This is a genomic window from Bacillus sp. FJAT-50079 (assembly GCF_018343515.1).
GTDB lineage: Bacteria > Bacillota > Bacilli > Bacillales > Bacillaceae_C > Lederbergia.
This window is the reverse complement of sequence record NZ_JAGYPD010000002.1, coordinates 216,918-237,351: the sequence shown is the minus strand read 5'-3', so window position 1 is coordinate 237,351 and position 20,434 is coordinate 216,918. Positions and strand designations below refer to the sequence as shown.

19 protein-coding genes are annotated in these 20,434 nt (G+C 40.2%); 17 read left to right on the top strand and 2 right to left on the bottom strand.

The genetic code is table 11. The features are described from left to right. Window positions 1-50: 50 nt before the first annotated feature. From KHA95_RS05030 to KHA95_RS05005, 6 genes are all read left to right on the top strand, one after another. Window positions 51-179, top strand: coding sequence for an FbpB family small basic protein (locus tag KHA95_RS05030; RefSeq protein ID WP_213136392.1), 129 nt, complete (start codon window positions 51-53; stop codon window positions 177-179). Between the two features lie 168 nt (window positions 180-347). After that, window positions 348-491 carry an acid-soluble spore protein N gene (locus tag KHA95_RS05025; protein ID WP_213136391.1) on the top strand — a complete coding sequence of 48 codons (144 nt, stop codon included), beginning with the start codon at window positions 348-350 and terminating at the stop codon, window positions 489-491. 36 nt (window positions 492-527) lie between these two features. Next, the gene (gene tlp, locus KHA95_RS05020; RefSeq protein ID WP_213136390.1) at window positions 528-761 is read left to right on the top strand and encodes a small acid-soluble spore protein Tlp; all 234 of its coding nucleotides are present in this window, start codon (window positions 528-530) and stop codon (window positions 759-761) included. A gap of 216 nt (window positions 762-977) precedes the next feature. Then, window positions 978-1,418, top strand: coding sequence for an acyl-CoA thioesterase (locus KHA95_RS05015; RefSeq protein WP_213136389.1), 441 nt, complete (start codon window positions 978-980; stop codon window positions 1,416-1,418). Between the two features lies 1 nt (window position 1,419). Continuing rightward, a complete protein-coding gene (locus tag KHA95_RS05010; protein ID WP_213136388.1) occupies window positions 1,420-1,752 on the top strand; it encodes a hypothetical protein in 333 nt (110 codons plus the stop codon). Next, window positions 1,749-2,036 (top strand): HesB/YadR/YfhF family protein, encoded by a 288-nt coding sequence (locus KHA95_RS05005; protein ID WP_213136387.1) that lies wholly within the window; start codon window positions 1,749-1,751, stop codon window positions 2,034-2,036. The genes KHA95_RS05010 and KHA95_RS05005 overlap by 4 nt, the downstream gene beginning before the upstream one ends. Window positions 2,037-2,092: 56 nt before the next feature. On the opposite strand, the gene KHA95_RS05000 is transcribed toward KHA95_RS05005, so the two are convergent. Beyond that, a complete protein-coding gene (locus KHA95_RS05000; protein WP_213136386.1) occupies window positions 2,093-3,220 on the bottom strand; it encodes a CapA family protein in 1,128 nt (375 codons plus the stop codon). Between the two features lie 27 nt (window positions 3,221-3,247). After that, window positions 3,248-3,829, bottom strand: coding sequence for a glycerol-3-phosphate 1-O-acyltransferase PlsY (gene plsY, locus KHA95_RS04995; RefSeq protein WP_213136385.1), 582 nt, complete (start codon window positions 3,827-3,829; stop codon window positions 3,248-3,250). 177 nt (window positions 3,830-4,006) lie between these two features. Between plsY and KHA95_RS04990 the strand changes: the two genes are divergently transcribed. From KHA95_RS04990 to argF, 11 genes are all read left to right on the top strand, one after another. Beyond that, on the top strand, window positions 4,007-4,420 hold the full coding sequence (locus tag KHA95_RS04990; protein WP_213136384.1) for a CoA-binding protein: 414 nt from the start codon (window positions 4,007-4,009) through the stop codon (window positions 4,418-4,420). A 203-nt stretch (window positions 4,421-4,623) separates the two neighbouring features. Beyond that, a complete protein-coding gene (gene parE, locus KHA95_RS04985; protein WP_481748418.1) occupies window positions 4,624-6,591 on the top strand; it encodes a DNA topoisomerase IV subunit B in 1,968 nt (655 codons plus the stop codon). Beyond that, complete coding sequence (gene parC / locus KHA95_RS04980) at window positions 6,588-9,023, top strand: DNA topoisomerase IV subunit A (protein ID WP_213136382.1); 2,436 nt, start codon at window positions 6,588-6,590, stop codon at window positions 9,021-9,023. The genes parE and parC overlap by 4 nt, the downstream gene beginning before the upstream one ends. A 463-nt stretch (window positions 9,024-9,486) precedes the next feature. Continuing rightward, window positions 9,487-10,665: a DUF4317 domain-containing protein gene (locus KHA95_RS04975; RefSeq protein WP_213136381.1), complete on the top strand. Its 1,179-nt coding sequence runs from the start codon at window positions 9,487-9,489 to the stop codon at window positions 10,663-10,665. A gap of 234 nt (window positions 10,666-10,899) precedes the next feature. Further along, window positions 10,900-11,934 carry an N-acetyl-gamma-glutamyl-phosphate reductase gene (argC, locus tag KHA95_RS04970; protein WP_213136380.1) on the top strand — a complete coding sequence of 345 codons (1,035 nt, stop codon included), beginning with the start codon at window positions 10,900-10,902 and terminating at the stop codon, window positions 11,932-11,934. A 22-nt stretch (window positions 11,935-11,956) separates the two neighbouring features. Next, window positions 11,957-13,186, top strand: a complete 1,230-nt coding sequence (argJ, locus tag KHA95_RS04965; protein ID WP_213136379.1) for a bifunctional glutamate N-acetyltransferase/amino-acid acetyltransferase ArgJ — start codon at window positions 11,957-11,959, stop codon at window positions 13,184-13,186. A gap of 24 nt (window positions 13,187-13,210) precedes the next feature. Then, window positions 13,211-13,990 carry an acetylglutamate kinase gene (gene argB, locus KHA95_RS04960; protein ID WP_213136378.1) on the top strand — a complete coding sequence of 260 codons (780 nt, stop codon included), beginning with the start codon at window positions 13,211-13,213 and terminating at the stop codon, window positions 13,988-13,990. Beyond that, a complete protein-coding gene (locus KHA95_RS04955; RefSeq protein ID WP_213136377.1) occupies window positions 13,991-15,145 on the top strand; it encodes an acetylornithine transaminase in 1,155 nt (384 codons plus the stop codon). Between the two features lie 73 nt (window positions 15,146-15,218). Further along, window positions 15,219-16,274, top strand: coding sequence for a carbamoyl phosphate synthase small subunit (locus tag KHA95_RS04950; protein WP_213136376.1), 1,056 nt, complete (start codon window positions 15,219-15,221; stop codon window positions 16,272-16,274). Further along, complete coding sequence (locus KHA95_RS04945) at window positions 16,267-19,380, top strand: carbamoyl phosphate synthase large subunit (protein WP_213136375.1); 3,114 nt, start codon at window positions 16,267-16,269, stop codon at window positions 19,378-19,380. The genes KHA95_RS04950 and KHA95_RS04945 overlap by 8 nt, the downstream gene beginning before the upstream one ends. Next, window positions 19,368-20,312, top strand: a complete 945-nt coding sequence (gene argF, locus KHA95_RS04940; RefSeq protein WP_213136374.1) for an ornithine carbamoyltransferase — start codon at window positions 19,368-19,370, stop codon at window positions 20,310-20,312. The genes KHA95_RS04945 and argF overlap by 13 nt, the downstream gene beginning before the upstream one ends. Window positions 20,313-20,434 lie beyond the last annotated feature (122 nt).

Sequence of the window (20,434 nt, the reverse complement as noted above, 5' to 3'; positions counted from 1 at the left end):
TGCTTTAAGCCAATACTTAATAATAGGACATCATGTAAGGGGTGAAAATGTTGAGAAGACCAGGAAGAAAATCATTTTCAGAGCTTATTCAAGAAAATAAGCAAGCTTTATTAAATGATGCTGAAGCAATGGAACGGATAGAAGAAAAGCTGGAAGAAAAACATAAAGGGAATGCATAATTATTTCATTGCTATCGCTAACGACGCTTAATCGTTATACCTGCAATCTATACACTTAAATGTCCCACAAACTTCACACCTTCCTTTAAATGGGAAATTTACTTCTTATTCATGCGGGATAATCCGGTCGAATGAGGCAATAATGAGAGAAGGAAGGGGGAGTGGCTTGTGAGCAATCCGAAAAAAAGCCAACAAAACTTTACTCCAGATCATCTTGGAGAAAAGGAATACGCGTCAAAAAGCAATAACGGAAAGAAAATGGCTGATAAAACGGGTAGGGAGCCAATCGTGATTCAAACGAAAGGTGAATAAGTGTAAATCAAAATCATGACGGGAGGATTTTTGACAATGGATAATCATAGACCAAAGCCAGATAACCGAAGTGATAACGTAGAAAAATTGCAGGAAATGGTACACAATACGATTGAAAACATTGAAAGAGCAGAAGAATCGATGCAGTTTTCCGATAGTGCTGAACAGCATGAACAAATCCAAGAAAAAAATGAAAGACGTCGTGCAAGCATCGAAGGAATGAAAGAAGAAATAAAGGATGAAGCTGCACAACAAAATCAATATGAATAAATAAGAACCGGCATTGCCGGTTCTTATTTTATCGTTCGAGAAATTTAAAATATTAGCTAGTGAACGCAAACTTACCGTGAAATGTACAGCCTCATAAAAAGTCTATCCAATTCAAGCGTAAATTCAAGGAGCTTTGTCTATAAGCTTTTTTCTTTTGAGAAATTCGGAGAAATGATAAGATGGATGTATACATAAAGGAATAAGGTGGAAAAAGAAATGTTAATTTCGGAAACAACGATTGCTGTAAGATATGCGGAAACGGACCAGATGGGTGTCGTTTATCATGCCAATTATCTCGTTTGGATGGAAATTGGCCGAACGAAATTAATTGAAGACCTTGGATTTACGTATGCAGAAATGGAAAAGGATGGGATTCTCGCTCCGGTTATTGATGTACAGGCGTCATATAAGCAACCATTGAAATATGGTGATAAAGCGCATGTAAAAACATGGATTGAAAACTATGACGGGATCCGAGTTACATATGGTTATGAAATTTATACTGGAGAAGGCAATCTTGCTGTAACAGGCTATACGAAGCATGTGTGTGTAAAAAGGGAAAACTTCCGCCCTGTATCATTAAAAAGATTATATCCAAATTGGCATGAAGCATATGAGAAGGCGAAAAAACAAACACAGCCTGAAAGGGTAAAATAACATGGCATTTGGAATTACTCGTAAAGAAATCATTATTTGGAAGCAAGCCATTGATGAAGGTCATTTCGCATTTATAACTCACTATTGGTTAGACGACCGTTTTCCAAATATGAACACAGTAACAAAAGTAGGTTGTAAAGATCTAGACAAGCTTGCTCGCTGGGGACAAGGGCACGGATTGAGAAAAGAATGGATTCACCATCGAGTTGATGGGTACTCACATTATGATCTTCTTGGAAGTAAACAAACAGAAATCTTTCGCTTATTAGGAGAAAAGAAGCAATTAGGTGTTTTTGTAATAAAAATGGATGAAAACTGGAGGCTGTTACAATGAACATCAAATTAACCGATCGTGCATCAGAGTGGTTTCAATCAGAATTATCTTTAAATCAAGGTGATTTTTTACGCTTTCACGTAAGATATGGAGGGTCAAGTCCAATTCAAACTGGATTCTCACTTGGCTTTACGACAGAAAATCCGATTGATATCGCTATAAAACATGAAGTAAATGGAATTATTTATTTTATTGAGGAAGAAGACCTTTGGTATTTTGATGGTCATGATTTACTTGTAGATGTAGATGAAAACTTGGATGGACCGATTTACGAATACAAATAAAAAGGCTGCCCCTACATGGGCAGTCTTTTTATTTGTATCTTGAGAAACTTTGATGTCTATTTAACAGTTTGAAAAAACTCTTTAATTTCTTCGTTGCTATGCGTAGTCAATCCTTTTTCGCTTGCCGCGTCTAGAGGATAAATTTCGTAATTACGAAAATTTTTGCTAGCCGTAAACGTCGGATATAACTCCACATGTTCAATCGATGTGGTCGTTTCACCATTTTCGATTTCTTTTCTAACTTTTATTTCTACCATTCCGCCGACATCTTTATAATCCCATATTTGTCCAGATAAAAAATTTCCTAGCGAATAGATGACTAGACCACGCTTTCCATCTGATTGCTCAATCCACTCCATCGGTTGGAGGACATGCGGATGATGACCTAAAATAATATCGGCACCCGCTTCAATAAACTGTTTAGCCAGCTCCTTTTGCGTTGCGTTCGGTTGACGCACGTACTCATCTCCCCAGTGCAGGGCGAGAAGGGTAACATCGGCCTGTTGCTTTGCCTTTTCGATGTCCGCAAGTACTTGATTTGGCTCGAGCACGCTTACGAGATAATCTTTTCCCTCAGGAATGCGAATGCCATTGAAGTGGGTTGCATAGGCTAGAACGGCGATACGTATTCCACTTACATTAATGATTCGCATTTCCTCTTTATCCTCAGGACTTTTAAATGATCCTGTATAAGGCAGGTTTTTCTGCTCGTAATAATCAATCGCACTTAATATGGCGCGTTCTCCTCGATCAAGAGTATGATTATTTGCCGTTGTTACCATGTCAACGCCGGCATCCATGAGCGCGTCGATGATTTCATGGGGGCTGTTAAACGATGGATAGCTCGTAATTCCAATTTCAGTGCCCCCAGGGATCGACTCTTGATTTGCGATAAGAAAATCGGGCTTTTGCAACAAAGTACGTACGGGTGAGAACATGGAATGAAAATCATAGCCACCATCTGTTTTCGCATCCTCATACACCCAGTCATGGATTAAAATATCTCCGATTCCGCCAATTGTTGCCTCTGTGTAAAATGATTTTAACCCGACATTGGTCGCTTTCTTTTGATGGAGATGCGCTTCATGCTGCTGAAGCGGCTCTGCTTGATTTTTTTGAAAAACGAGTAAACCAATAATGAAAATCAATAAAATAAATACGAAAACAACTGTTTGCTTTTTCAATTCATTTCATTCACTTTCTTTGAATTTTTAAATCCACTTTACTTTTGGTTCTGTTTTGTCTTTAATTCTCTTTAGATTAGCCCGGTGACGATAAATAACAAACGCTGCTAATGCAATCGTTACGGCAATTAGCGGTCCGTCCCCAAACAAAAGGCTGTAAACTACCGCTATAATCCCTGCTATCATCGAAGATAATGAAACGTATTTAGATATTTTTAACGTCATAAGAAAACCTGCGACTACGACGAAAAAAAGAATGGGCGCAGCCCCTAAAAGCAACCCACCAGATGTCGCAACCGCTTTTCCGCCGCGAAAACCCGCAAAAATAGGAAACATATGCCCGATGACGGCGAAAATACCGATGAATAACGGGTGAATGTCCAATCCAAAAATCGCAGGTAGAAATGTGGCTAACGTTCCTTTCAAAATATCTGCAAGCGTTACGGTAATACCAGCTTTTTTGCCAAGTGTTCGGAATGTATTTGTACCACCAAGATTCCCGCTCCCATGCTCCCGGATGTCAATCCCATAAAATACTTTTCCGACGATGAGTCCGGATGGAATGGATCCTAATAAATAAGCTAATAAAATGATAAGTGCATACATCATGTCAATGGCTCCTCCTGCCTGAATCTTGTCAACCAATTGTACCACGAAGATTCTCCAAAATGGAAAAATATTTTAAGCAAATGCCAGAAGTTGTCGAAAATCTGAAAGCTTGCAACAATCTGTATCCTGTTCTACGATAGAAGCATAAAGTGATGATGCTGAAAGGGGAATATTAAGATGGCAATTGAAAATCCAACTCGTGAACAATTAGGAGAAATTTTAAAAAAATCAAAGCGAATTGCGGTTGTTGGTTTAAGCGGAAATCCAGAAAGAACGTCTTACATGATATCAGAAGCAATGCAAAAGGCCGGATATACAATTATTCCAGTCAATCCTCAACTTGATGAAGTGCTTGGTGAAAAAGCGGTTTCGTCCTTAAAAGAAATTGAAGGGCATGTCGACATCGTCAACATTTTCCGTCGCTCAGAGTTTCTGCCGGAAATCGCTAAAGAATTTGCGGAAATTGACGCAGATGTGTTTTGGGCACAAAGCGGGGTAGAAAATGAAGAGGCTTATGAGTATTTAAAAGACAAAGGTTACACCGTTGTGATGGATCGCTGTATTAAAGTGGAACATGCATTAACAAAATAATATTTATCGTTTAAAAACAAGTGTATGTTTGCATGCACTTGTTTTTTTCCTCATTTTTTCCACGTTTTTCTTATCGTATTTGCCAAAAGGGGGCGCTCAGATATAAAATGGGATATATGTGTCCTGAAATATGATATAATAAAGCGAACGGGTGTTTGTTGAGCGTTGTTTGGTTTGAAAGGGGAATATGTGTGGCAAAAAATATTGTTGAAGTTGAATATAATGATGAATCCATTCAAGTTCTAGAAGGATTAGAAGCAGTGAGGAAACGTCCAGGAATGTATATCGGTTCTACGGACTCAAAAGGACTGCATCATCTAGTATATGAAATTGTCGATAACTCCGTAGATGAGGCATTAGCTGGTCACGGGAATGAAATTAAAATTACGATTCATAAAGATAATAGCATCAGTGTAGAAGATAAGGGGCGCGGCATGCCAACGGGAATGCACCCAACTGGACGCTCAACCGTTGAAGTCATTTTAACGGTTCTCCATGCGGGAGGGAAATTTGGCCAAGGCGGCTATAAGACGAGTGGGGGATTGCATGGTGTTGGTGCATCTGTCGTCAATGCCTTGTCAGAGTGGCTAACCGTTACGATTAAACGGGATGGTCATCTATTTAAGCAGGAATTTCATAATGGAGGAAAACCGAAAACAACGCTCGAAAAAATCGGTAAAGCGAAAGAAACAGGAACAACGATCCATTTTAAACCGGATCCTTCGATCTTTAGTACAACCGTATACAATTATGATTTATTAAGTGAAAGATTGCGGGAATCAGCGTTTTTATTAAAAGGCTTAAAGATCGAGTTGATCGACTTGCGTCATGATCATCATGATGTGTTTTACTATGAAAACGGGATTGAGGCATTTGTTGAATATTTAAATGAAGAAAAAGACGTATTGCATCCAGTTGCCTCTTTTGAAGGCAAGGTGCACGAGATCGAGGTGGAGTTTGCTTTTCAGTTTAACGATGGATATGCGGAAAACATGCTTTCCTTTGTCAACAATGTTCGGACAAGGGATGGGGGAACACATGAAATTGGCGCAAGAACAGCGATGACGCGAGTGTTTAATGAATATGCTCGGAGAACCGGATTGCTGAAAGAGAAAGAGAAGAATTTGGAAGGGTCTGACATTCGTGAAGGACTCGGTGCTGTTGTTTCTGTAAGAATTCCTGAAAGCATGCTCCAATTTGAAGGGCAAACGAAAGGTAAATTAGGAACGAGTGAAGCGAGATCTGCGGTGGATGCGGTCATTTCTGAGCATTTGGAATACTTTTTAGCTGAGAATCATGCAGTTAGTGCGTTGCTTGCCAAAAAAGCAGTTAAAGCAGCACAGGCACGCGAAGCAGCACGAAAAGCGCGCGAAGAAGCGAGAAGCGGAAAAAAGCGGAGAAGAACGGATGCGCTTTTATCGGGAAAATTGACGCCAGCGCAATCGAGAAATCCAGAACGTAATGAGCTTTACTTAGTGGAAGGTGATTCCGCAGGCGGATCAGCAAAGCAAGGGCGGGATCGTCGCTTCCAAGCGGTGCTTCCATTGCGGGGGAAAGTCATCAACACAGAAAAAGCGAAATTACAAGATATTTTTAAAAATGAAGAAATCAATACGATTATCCATACAATCGGTGCAGGCGTAGGTCCTGATTTTAATATAGAAGAAATTAATTATGATAAAATCGTCATTATGACAGATGCGGATACAGACGGTGCTCATATTCAAGTCCTCTTATTGACGTTCTTCTATCGCTATATGAAACCTCTCATTGAAGCAGGCAAAGTATATATTGCTCTACCCCCTCTTTATAAAGTAAGTAAAGGCAGTGGAAAAAAAGAAGTGATTGAATACGCATGGACAGATGAAGATCTTGAAAGTGCGACGAAGAAGGTTGGCAAAGGGTATATGCTGCAACGTTATAAAGGGCTTGGAGAGATGAACGCGGATCAATTATGGGAAACAACGATGAATCCCGAGACTCGGACGCTGATTCGTGTCTTAATTGATGATGCAGCAAGAGCAGAAAGACGAGTAACGACATTGATGGGTGATAAAGTGGAACCGAGAAGAAAGTGGATTGAAAATAATGTTCAATTTGGTCTGGAAGAAGATCATAGCATATTAGATAATGAACACTACATAACGGAAGGAGGCCATCCGTTATCATGAGTACATTAGAAATCTTTCAAGACATGCCGTTGGAGGATGTCATTAGCGATCGTTTTGGTCGTTATAGTAAATACATTATTCAGGAGCGCGCATTGCCAGATGCAAGGGATGGTTTAAAGCCCGTGCAGCGGCGCATTTTATATGCGATGCATATGGAAGGAAATACCGCAGATAAGGGCTTTAGAAAGTCGGCCAAAACGGTGGGAAATGTAATTGGTAATTATCATCCGCATGGGGATTCATCTGTGTACGATGCGATGGTAAGGATGAGTCAGCAGTGGAAAGTAAGAAATATGCTGATTGAAATGCATGGGAATAACGGAAGTGTGGACGGTGACCCGGCTGCTGCCATGCGTTATACCGAAGCAAGGCTTTCCCAGGTGGCCTCTGAATTATTGCGAGATATCGATAAAGAAACCGTTGATTTTGTACCGAATTTCGATGATACATCATCAGAACCGACAGTTTTGCCTGCTCGTTTTCCGAACTTGCTCGTCAATGGTTCAACAGGAATTTCCGCTGGGTATGCGACCGACATCCCTCCGCACCAACTTGGTGAAGTTATAGATGCGGTCATTATGAGACTGGAAAAGCCAGCTTGTACTGTCGACGATGCAATGACAGTGTTAAAAGGCCCTGATTTCCCAACAGGCGGAATTATTCAAGGGATACAAGGGATTAAGCAGGCATATGAAACAGGGAAAGGTAGAATCATTGTTCGCGGGAAAACAGAGATTGAGACGATTCGTGGCGGACGCCAGCAAATCGTCATTACAGAAATTCCGTATGATGTCAATAAAGCGAATCTCGTAAAAAAAATGGATGAATTTAGGCTTGATCGAAAGCTCGAAAGCATTGTAGAAGTACGTGATGAGACAGACCGGACCGGAATGCGCATCGTTGTCGAATTAAAAAGAGATGCAGACGCCAAGAGCATTTTAAACTATTTATTTAAAAACAGTGACCTGCAAGTGGCCTATAACTTTAATATGGTTGCGATTGAAAATAAACGTCCGAAGTTAATGAGTTTATTAGAGTTGTTAGACGCCTACATCAATCACCAAAAAGAAGTCGTGACGAATCGATCACGTTATAATTTGGAGAAAGCGAAGCAACGCCAGCACATCGTTGAAGGGTTAATGAAAGCTTTATCTGTTCTAGACGAAGTAATTGCAACGATTCGTGCTTCCAAGGATAAAAGAAACGCAAAAGATAATTTAATTGCAGCCTTTCAATTTACAGAAGCGCAAGCAGAAGCGATCGTCTCCCTACAATTATATCGTTTAACGAATACAGACATTACCGCGCTAAGAGCTGAACAAGAAGAACTTTCAAAAACGATTGAAACGCTAACTGCGATTTTAAATAATGAAAAGATATTATTAAGCGTCATCAAAAAGGAATTAAAAGAGGTTAAAAAGAAGTACTCGGATGAGCGTAGGACGATCATTGAGGATGAAATTACGGAAATTAAGATTAATATGGAAGTAATGATTCCGAATGAAGATGTCATTGTTACGGTGACGAAGGAAGGATATTTAAAACGGACGAGCCTCCGTTCGTATACGGCATCGAATGGTCAAGATCTAGCGATGAAAGAAACCGATCGACTATTATTGCAAGCTGAGTTAAATACGATTGACACGATCATATTATTTACGAACAAAGGAAACTATTTATATTTCCCTGTCCATGAGCTACCCGATATTCGCTGGAAAGATCTTGGGCAGCATGTTGCGAGTTTAATGGCCATTAATAAGGATGAGGAAATCATTAAAGCGATACCGATTAAAGAATTTAAGAAAGACGCGTATCTCCTGTTTGTAACGAAAAACGGAATGATTAAAAAGTCAGAGCTATCCTTGTACCAAGTTCAGCGTTATTCTCGACCACTCGTCGCATTAAATGTTCGGGATGAAGATGTGCTCGTCGATGTTCACGTGACGGACGGGGAGCAAGATATTTTCTTAGCGACTCATTTAGGATATGGACTATGGTTTTCTGAAGAAGAAGTAGGAGCAGTCGGGGTGAGGGCGGCTGGTGTAAAAGCAATGAATTTGAAAGAAAATGATTTTATTATAAATGGTGAAGTGTTCCATGAAGCGGATGATTTGGCGATTTTGATTGCAACGCAACGCGGGGCTGTGAAAAAAATGCGTTTAAGCGAATTTGAAAAAACGACACGCAATAAACGTGGCGTCATCATGCTTAGAGAATTGAAAAACAATCCGCATCGGATTATTGGAATGAAATTCGTTGGTCAAAATCAGGACGTAACGATTCAAACAGATAAAGAAGTACAAGAGCAAGTAAATGTATCATCGATCCGCTATAACGACCGATATTCAAATGGTTCGTTTATTCTAGATGAAGCGGAAAGTGGCCGTACGATTGAGCTTTGGGTTAATGAACAAGATGAACCATCATCTTAAAAGGGAGTCCCGGATATAAGGATTTCCAATAATACCTATAAAAAAGACGATTTACTTAAAAACTCAATGTAAATCGTCTTTTTTATTTAGTTGTATATAAATTTTTTACTAATGCTAGCTTTGGATTATATTAAGGTAAGTTGAAGTTATGATTTCACACTCCTCTGATTAGAGTGAAGAGCGGTGACTCCAGCGGGAATAGCGCGAGTTGAAGATTCCATAAGAACGCATTTAAACAAACTAGGCCTAAAGCCGCCGCGTCTGGCAACAACTTGTTGGTCAGAGAATGAAGGCGTGCTCGTGGAAAGCGTCCGTTGGGAGGGGAAATTATCGGTTAGCTGAATGATTTATTTCTACTTAAATATTAACTGACATTCATCGTTTAATGTTTCGATAAAATACCTTCCTTGAATGATGTATAATGGTGAAATCATATTAAATTGTTATGGAGTTGAACGTTTTAATGAATAAGAAGGATATAGCGGATATTCGCAAGCATTTAAAATTAGACAATGAATTATTAAAAGTGAAAGATATTTTTAATGTATACATAAGACAGGATAGCAGTGAAATTTATCATGAGGAGAGCCAGCCATTTTCGCTGTTGGATCGGGAGCAGCAAGAACTTTTTATGAAAAATTTTAAAAAAGTGCTTTCCGGGAATGTGGATGAAAAATTATTTGAGGTCAGGTTTCAAAAGGAAGCGGTCGACCATACTCAGAGCATTCTTTATGAAAGCCTTCAAAAAGAAGATATAGAAGACTGGAAAGAGCAACTGCTTTTAATCGTGGAAAAAATGTTTAAAGATGTTCAGTATGAAAAAGATATGGTTGTCACATTTATTCGTGGGCAATATTTTAAACCGACAAAAAAGGGCAGTGAAGAGGCAGAAACAAGCGCTTTGGATGAAGTGTATGATCGACCATTTATTCTTTGCAGCATTAACCAAACAATACAATCAAAGAAGTCGCTTGTGTTTGATTATATTGAAAAGGAATTTAAATCAAATGTGTCGGTGGACGCAATCATCAATTTGGCATCACCTGTCGCCGGTTTTCTGTTTCCTTGTTTTACCGAAGGCTACTCAGACGTCAATCATATTCTTTATTCATCCGGAAAGGTAAATCAACCAGATTACCACTTTATAGAAACGGTACTTAATGGTGAGGAGGTCATGACTGCGCAAGATGACAAAGCCATTTTCGAGGAAATTGTTAAAGAAGTGGTTGGTGAAGTCGTCGATACAAATACATTATCTAATGTGTATGAAGAAATTAACCGAATGATGGATGTTGAGGAAGATGAAGATAAAGAAGTGCCAACGTTGGATTATAAAGACGTGGAACGTGTGTTACGGGTAAGCGGTATAGAACATATAGACACGGATCAAGTCGAAACGGCCTTCCAAAAGATCATTGATGACGAAAATTATGAATTAAAAGCGAGTGGAATTATCCCTAAATACACATCAAAATCAATCAAAATAGAAACAAAAGTAGCGAATATTACAATCAGCCCGCAAGACTTAAAGTATATAAAACAAGTAAATTATAACGGAAAACGTTGTGTATTAATAGAAGTGGATGAAGATACAATCATTGAAGGATTTAGAATTGTGCCGGAAACGCTATTGAATGATTAATTGGTGAAATAAAGGGATGGTAATCAACAGCTATGCTAAGCGTGGCTGTTGATGATTAAAAGGAATTTCTCCAATGTTTCACTTTTTGCGAAAATAAATAAATATACTATTGAATTTATTTTTATTCAAAGTATAATAGAAAACATCATATATTATTCAGTGTTTATACAAAAATATGTATTTATTTACAATTTCAAATTAAAAATGATTGATTGTTATATAGGAGTGAAAAAAATGAGAGCAGGCGTTATTGGTGCAACAGGTTATGGAGGAGCGGAGTTGTTGCGAATTCTTCATACACATCCACACTTGAAAGCAACATCCGTATACAGTTCTTCCCAGCAAGGTTCTTTCATTACGGGACATTATCCTCATTTACAAGGAATCGTTCCATTAAGATTGGAGGAAATTGACCCGGGAAAGGTTGCGAAGGAAACGGATATCGTCTTTTTAGCCGTTCCGACTGGGATTGCTTCTGAATTAGCACCACAACTGCTTAAAGAAGGTTGTACGGTTATTGATTTATCTGGTGATTTTCGCCTGAAAAATTCAGATGAATATGAAAATTGGTATAAGAAAAAACCAGCTCCAAGCGACTGGGTTGAAAAAGCGATTTATTCAATCCCTGAATTCCACCGCGAGCAAGTGAAAGAGGCAAACTTTATATCAAATCCAGGCTGTTATCCGACAGCGACATTGCTTGGTCTTGCCCCGCTCGCTCAATCGGGCCTGCTCGTTGAAGACTCGATTATCATTGATGCAAAATCCGGGGTTTCAGGCGCGGGGCAAACAGCGAGCCTAGGTACGATTTACAGTGAATTGAATGAAAATTTTAAAATATATAAAGTGAATCAACATCAGCATATCCCGGAAATCGAGCAAGTGCTGCAAAGCTGGGGGCTTCATTCTCCGATTACATTTAGCACCCATCTCGTTCCGATGACGCGGGGAATTATGGCGACGATCTATGGATCCGTGAAGAAGGAAATGACGGAAGCGGATGTATATGAACTGTATAAAAACCATTATGAAAATGAACCATTTATTCGAGTAAGAGAAAAAGGCGTGTTTCCAGCAACGAAGGAAGTATCTGGCTCCAACTATTGTGACATTGGCATCACGCTTGACGAACGAACAGGTAGAGTAACGATCGTTTCAGTCATCGATAATTTGATGAAAGGCGCTGCTGGCCAAGCGATTCAAAATGCAAATATTTTATTAGGATTTGAAGAAACAGCTGGTTTAACGATGAGCCCGCTTTATCCATAACACCCAATGAGGAGTGAGCAAAATGCAAACGAAGCAAAGTCAACAACTAAAGAAAATCAATGAAGGCAGCATTGTTTCCCCACTTGGGTTTACTGCGGCTGGTATCCATACGAAAGTAAAAAGAAAACGAAAAGATTTAGGAATGATTTTATGTGAAGTTCCAGCAGAATCGGCTGCAGTATATACATTAAATCAAATTACAGCCGCGCCTCTGCAAGTAACGAAGGACAGCATCGCGGCTGAAGGAAAGATTCAAGCGGTCATTATTAATAGTGGTAATGCGAATGCGTGCATGGGAAAACAAGGAACGTTAGACGCGATATCGATGCGAAATAAAGTTGCAGAAACCTTTCAATTACAAGCCCATCACGTTGCTGTCGCATCAACTGGAGTCATAGGTGAACCTATGCCGATGGATAAAATCATTCCCGGGATTGAATCTTTGTCATTAGACAACGGCGAAAATGCAGCGCTTGACTTTCAAGAAGCGATCTTAACGACAGATACATGCCCGAAATCAACATGTTATCAAATTGAAATCGAGGGTAAAACAATTACAATGGCCGGAGCAGCAAAAGGATCAGGAATGATCGCTCCAAACATGGCGACGATGCTTGGATTCATTACGACTGATGCGAATATCGCTCATCCTGTTTTGCAACAAGCATTAAGAGATGTAACCGATCAAACATTCAATCGAATTACGGTTGATGGGGATACGTCAACAAACGATATGGTGCTCGTAATGGCAAGTGGGTTAGCAGAGAATGCTGAACTCACACCAGAACATCCAGAATGGAGTTCGTTTAAAGCGATGCTTAAACAAGTTTGTGAGGACTTAGCGATTATGATTGCTCGTGATGGCGAAGGAGCAACCAAACTTATCGAAGTACATGTCGAAGGTGCTGACAATGATGTCGATGCTGGCATCGTTGCAAAATCGGTTGTCGGTTCTAATCTAGTGAAAACAATGGTATACGGATCAGATCCGAATTGGGGCCGCGTCATGATGGCCATTGGCAAAAGCGGAGCAAAGCTGAATCCAGAGACGATTGATATTACACTTGGCACGAACCAATTATTAGTCCAAAGCCAACCAGCTCCATATGAGGAAGAGCAGCTTGTCGATTATTTAAAAAATGAAAAAGTGATCATTGCGATTGATTTGCATTTAGGAAACGGAACGGGAAAAGCATGGGGCTGTGATTTAACCTATGATTATGTTCGCATAAACGCCAGTTATCGCACATGAGTAACTAACAGGAGGAATCGGAAAATGGGCGGAATTGTTGTCATAAAATGTGGTGGCAGTATGATCGAGTCTCTAACAGATGATTTTTACGATAGCATTAAGCAGATGCAATCACTTGGATACAAGCCGGTTATTGTTCATGGCGGCGGTCCAGCGATTAATAAAATGCTTAATGACTTAAACATCGAATCTGAATTCGTCAATGGATTAAGAAAAACGACGAATGAAGTGATGGATGTGGTCGAAATGGTTTTAACCGGCTCGATCGCTAATCAGCTTGTTCGCACTCTTCAACAAAAGGACATTTCCGCTATCGGTATTAATGGAGCGGACGGCGGATTGCTTCAAGCGAAAGCGAAAGATCGTGACCAACTTGGCTATGTTGGAGAAATTACAACGATTAATCAACAATTGATTTTACAATTACTTGCGCTCGATTTCATCCCCGTTATCTCCCCGATTGCTTCTGGCGTTGATGGAGAGCATTGCTACAATATTAATGCAGATACGGCAGCAGGAGAAATTGCAGTGGCGGTTGGAGCAGAAAAATTATTATTCGTCACCGACGTTCCCGGCGTTTTAAAAGATGGGAAAATAATTGAAAAAACAACAAAAAATGAATTACTCGCCTTGATTGATAGTGGAGTTATTTATGGAGGCATGATCCCGAAAGTAATGGCGGCGATCCATGGACTAGATGGTGGAATGGCGGAAGCGGTCATTGTAAGTGGAACAGCTCCATTGCTGGACGGGGAGAATATCGTTGGCACAATGATACGCAAAGAAGTGGAGGTAGTTTTATAAATGAGTCATTTGTTTAATAATTACGGAAGATGGGACGTAGAAATTGTTTCTGGCAACGGAGCAAAATTATACGATCAAACAGGAAAAGAATACATTGATTTTACATCTGGAATTGGCGTTTGTAATCTTGGACATTGCAATGAAGCAGTCGTAGCGGCAGTTGAAACACAAATGAAAAAGCTTTGGCATGTATCCAACTTATTTCAGAGCTCCCTCCAAGAAGAAGTAGCAGAAAAACTTGTTCAATCATCCGCTGGTGCAAAGGTGTTTTTCTGCAATAGTGGAGCAGAGGCCAATGAAGCGGCAATTAAACTTGCTCGAAAATTTACCGGCAAATATAAAATTATTACCTTCCATCAATCGTTTCACGGACGAACAATAGCAACAATGGCAGCTACTGGTCAAGATAAAGTAAAAACAGGATTTGGTCCGATGCCGGAAACATTCGTTCATTTACCATTTAATGATATAGAGGCGCTAAAGCAGGAAATCGATGATCAGACAGCGGCGGTGATGCTTGAAGTCATTCAAGGTGAGGGCGGTGTTCATCCTGCTGGAAGTGAGTTTTTAAGCGCTGTCGAGAAGCTTTGTAAAGAAAATGACGCATTGCTCATTATCGATGAAGTGCAAACAGGAATTGGCAGAACAGGCAAACCGTTTGGTTATCAGCATTATTCGATTACACCGGATATTATTACGAGTGCGAAAGGCTTGGGCAATGGTATTCCAACAGGGGCGATGATAAGCAACGAGAAAGTAGCTGCTGCATTTACACCTGGAAGTCATGGCTCGACATTCGGTGGGAATCCACTCGCGATGTCAGCGGCAAAAGCAACATTGGATATTGCTTTTGATGAAGAATTTTTACAATCTGTCAATGCAAAGGGAGATTATTTAGCGATTCGATTAGCGGAACTCTTTCTCGAATTTCCAGAGTGCAAAGGCGTACGCCATAAAGGGATGATGATTGGTATCGAATTTTCTTCAGAGGTCAATCCTTTTGTTACGGCCCTTAGAGAGAATGGTTTACTAGCGCTGACAGCTGGAGCAAATGTTATCCGCTTTTTACCTCCACTTACGATTTCACATGAAGAAATCGATGAGGCAATTCAAATCATTAACAAAACATTACTTAAATATAAACAATTAGTGTAATATTTTTTTGTATCGTGTGTATAAAAATTCATGAGTGAATATAAAAATACAATTTGTGCGGGAGAGGGTTCAAATGAAAGGCTCCATAAAGCTTGCAAACGAAGAAACGTTTATTGGTACATGGAATGGCGAAACACAAAAGAGTTATGGGGAATTAATCCATTATACGGGGATGGGAAATTTTCAAGAATTTTTAACTGACCCGGCAATTAAAGGTAAAATTGTCCTCTCCACGTATCCAGGTGTTTTAAATAGTATCGTTGAAGCAAATCAATTCGAAAGCAATGGCATTCAAGCCGCAGCGATCATTACCCAGCAGGAATGGCCACAAGCCACATTGGATAAACAAAATCTTGCTCATTATTGCATGGAACACAATGTGCCGATATTAACAGGGGTTGACACAAGAGCGATTATGAAGCGACTTCGCAACGGTGGTGAAATGCCAGCACAGTTGCTTGTCACTGAGCAAGGAACGGAACAAGTAAAAACGAAAAACAACACAAAGAATGTTTCATTTCTTCATAAAGTCGTTCATCCAAGCGGAAAGAAGCATGTACTCGTCTTGAATTTCGGCTTGAAGCATTCGTTAATCGATGCATTTGTCGCTGCGGATGTGAAGGTGACAGTCGCTTCTCCATATGTATCGATCGATGAAGTAGAAGTGATCAATCCAGATGGAATCGTCTTTTCTGGAGGTCCTGGTCACCCACTTGACTGGGAAGAACATTTCTCTGTATATGAAAAATTAGCCAAAACTTTTCCGACGATCGGCTTTGGGCTCGGTCATCAAATGCTTGCTGTCATTTTTGGAGCAAAAATCGAGAAAATGAAACATGGTCATCGTAGCTTTAAACAACCAATTGTTCATCTTGCATCCAATCAAGTGTATTTGTCAAAGCAAAACCATGGATATGAAATAGACGAGAAAAGTTTGGAGCATACTGGTTTTCAAGCTTCATATCAATCTGTACAAGATGGGGCGATAGAAGGACTGATTCATACTCATTATTCAATTCAAACCTTTCAATTTCACCCACATGGGAAGCATACAAAGTTAGAAATGGAAATGTTCCGTTCGATCATTAAACAGCTAGAGCAAGTCAAAGGAGTTCGTGTTTATGCCTAAACGAAATAAGATCAAAAAAGTGTTAGTGATTGGTTCAGGGCCGATTGTGATCGGTCAAGCGGCAGAGTTTGATTATGCCGGTACACAAGCATGTATCGCCTTAAAGGAAGAAGGCTGTGAAGTCGTATTAGTGAATAATAATCCAGCGACGATCATGACCGACGAACAATTTGCTGATACCGTTTATTTTGAACCACTCACAGTAGAAAGCATTACGGAAATTATTAAAAAAGAACAACCCGATGGCATTCTAGGAACAGTTGGAGGGCAAACGGGATTAAACTTAACCGTTGAACTGTATCAACGAGGTATTTTACAAGATCTTCAAGTCGAAGTAATGGGTACAACGCCAGAATCGATTATTCAAGGAGAGGATCGCGAAGCATTTCGTGCTCTCATGCATGAATTAGGCGAGCCGGTTCCTGAAAGTGAAATTATTCATACGGTAGAGGAAGCGGTCAAGTTTGCTGAGCAAACAGGTTTCCCTGTCATCGTTAGACCCGCGTATACGCTTGGCGGCGGTGGCGGTGGGATTGTCGATACGACAGAAGATTTAATTCGCGTCGTTGCCCAAGGACTTGAAGCAAGTCCGATTACCCAATGCTTAATTGAGAAAAGCATTGCTGGATGTAAAGAGCTAGAATTTGAAATGATGAGAGACGAAAATGATACGTGTATCGCAATTTGCAGCATGGAAAACTTTGATCCTGTCGGTGTACATACAGGAGACTCGATTGTGATTGCCCCGCAACAATCTCTAAGCGACAAGGAGTTTGAAGCCCTTTACACATCCGCTGTGAAAATTATTCGTGCATTAAAAATTATCGGGGGCTGCAATATTCAGTTTGCGCAAGATCCTCATAGCTCGCAATATTATCTCATTGAAGTAAACCCAAGATTAAGTCGTTCATCTGCATTGGCGTCGAAAGCTGTCGGCTATCCGATTGCGAAAATTGCAACTAAACTAAGCATGGGCTATTTACTCCACGAATTGATCAACCCTGTCACAGGTAGTACATTTGCCAGCTTTGAACCTGTTGTCGATTACACGGTTGTGAAAATGCCGCGTTGGCCGTTTGATAAGTTTTACGGTGCGAATCGAAAGCTCGGTACGCAAATGAAAGCGACCGGGGAAATTATGGCGATTGAACGCAATTTACCGGCTGCCTTGCAAAAAGCGGTACGATCATTGGAATTAAAAACGATCGGATTGGAAATGCCAGAAATATCAGCTCTAACTGATGAACAATTATGGCATTCCGTCTTATTGCCTGATGATCGTCGTTTCTTTTCGATCCTAGAATTGTTGCGACGAGGTGTATTGATTCAAGACATTCATGACGAAACGAAAATTCAACTATTTTTCCTAAAGCAAGTTGAAGGATTGATCGAAATGGAGCATGAAGCGAAAAAAGCAACGATCGATGCGGTTTCGCCAAGTCTTCTATCCCAGCTGAAAAATAACGGATTTTCCGACGAATGGCTAGCGAAAACATGGGAAGTACCATTAAAGACGCTTCGCCAGAAATTAAAAGAGGCCGATCTTGCACCGGTATATCATATGGTTGATTCATGTGCTGGGGAATTCGCCGCAAAAACACCTTATTTTTATTCAACATGGGCAGCGGAAGGCGATGAAGTGATCGAAACAGAAAAGCCGAAAATAGTTATGATTGGATCTGGTCCGATTCGTATTGGCCAAGGAATTGAATTTGATTATTGCACGGTACAAGGAACGCTCGCATTGAAAAAGGCTGGCTATGAAACGATCATGATTAATAATAACCCTGGAACGGTGAGTACAGACTTTTCAATTGCTGATCGACTCTATTTTGAACCATTGCGTACGGAAGATGTATTAAACATATTAGATCATGAAAAACCAGACGGCGTCATTGTACAATTCGGCGGGCAAACCGCGATTAATTTAGCGAAGGATTTAGAGGAAAACGGCATTCCGTTACTCGGGATTACACAAGATCAAATCGATATCGTTGAAGATCGCGAACGTTTTTATTCCTTGCTTCAGCAGTTAAATATCCCGCATATCCCTGGTGTAACAGCAATCGATGAAGCCGATTTATTTGAAAAAGTAAGCGAAATTGGTTATCCGCTCTTATTGCGTCCGTCGTACGTGATCGGTGGTCAAGGCATGATTATTATTCAAAATGAAACTGACTTAAGGGAATATCTACCGCAAGTTCAGTATCCTGTGCTGGTCGATGCTTACTATCGTGGATCTGAAATGGAAATCGATGTACTGTCAGATGGGAACGACATTTTTATCCCAGGATATTTTGAGCATATTGAAAAAGCAGGCGTCCACTCCGGAGACAGTATGGCTGTAACACCGCCTGTAACGATTGCTGCTAATCATATGGAAACCGCACATCAATATGCGAAGCAAATGGCGGAGGAACTGCAATTTAAAGGAATCTTTAATGTTCAGTTTGTCATTTATGAAGGGCAAGTATATGTGCTCGAAGTGAATCCGCGAGCATCACGAACGGTTCCAATCATTAGTAAAATTACAGGAATCAATTTAATTGACGAATGCATTCAAATCCTAACAAACGCTAGCGAAGTGAAAAAATTCGAAATTAATCCGACTTATTACGCAGTTAAAAACCCGATATTCTCAACTGGAAAATTGGAAGGTGTAGATCCGCTCCTCACACCTGAAATGAAATCGACGGGAGAATTGATCGCATTTGGTCAACATTATGAAGAAGCGCTTGCTAAAGCGATCAAATGGAATAACCAAGTCGCTCATAAAAACGAGCTAACTGCTTTAATTGATGGTGATCAATCACAAGTCCTATTAGACTTGCTTTTCGAATACAACATCGCTTATGTTAAATATAATGAAGAGTTGGCATTTTCCGAATGGGCAAAACAACATCGCCACGCCCTTCTCATCAGTATCAATGGATCAAGCGAGCTAAGAAAAATGGCATCTGCTGCACAACTAAACGTCATAACAGAATTAGATACGCTACGCGTCTTTTTAGCAGCATGGAATGAACAACATAGCAGTCCACAATCACTCCAAGAGTGGCAACAGGAAGTCGTAAAAAAGGAAAAGGTGATCGAATGGAAACGATAATGACGAGCTTGAAAGGCAAGCATTTGCTTACATTAATGGACCTTTCAACAGAAGAAATTATGAATATATTAAATTTCGCTAAAAAACTGAAGCAAATGAACAAAGCAGGCGAAGCTCATCATTATTTAAAAGGAAAAACGCTTGCGATGATCTTTGAAAAATCGTCAACGAGAACACGTGTATCATTTGAAGTCGGAATGAACCAATTAGGCGGGCATGCCCTCTTTTTAAGTCGTGATGATATTCAAATTGGCAGAGGCGAAACAATCGAGGATACGGCAAAAGTATTGTCGCGTTATGTTGATGGAATTATGATTCGCGCGTATAGTCATGAAGGAGTTGAGCAATTGGCTGCAAACTCCGCCGTTCCTGTCATCAACGGCTTAACCGATGATTATCACCCTTGCCAAGCTTTAGCGGATTTACTCACATTATATGAGGTGAAAGGCACACTAGCCGGAACAAAATTAGCCTATGTCGGTGACGGAAACAATGTGGCCCATTCGTTAATGCTCGGCTGTGCAAAAACAGGTGTCGATTGTTCTGTCGCTGTTCCAAAAGGATATGAGCCAAAAGCAGAAGTCGTAGAAAAAGCGAAAGAAATCGCGAAGCAAACAGGAGCCAAAATCGAAGTAACTAACAGCCCACAAGAGGCTGTCGCTAATGCCGACGCCGTTTACACAGATGTCTGGACGAGTATGGGCTGGGAAGAGGAAGCAGAAGTAAGAATAAAAGCCTTCCAACCATACCAAGTAAATAGCGAGCTAATGAGCTTTGCTGCCGAAGGTGCGATCTTTTTACATTGCCTCCCTGCTAAAAGAGGCGAAGAAGTAACAGCAGAAGTGATTGATGGCCCACAATCATACGTGTTTGAAGAAGCGGAAAATCGCATGCATGTACAAAAAGCATTGATGGTTGCTTTGATGGAATAGGGTCTAGCTTAGCCGTCTCAATTTAATCGAGACGGCTAAGCTTATTTTAGGAAGAATGAAAAATTAATAATCAAGTCTATCTATACGTTTGGAACTTATTTTCTATTAAATTAATAATTTTC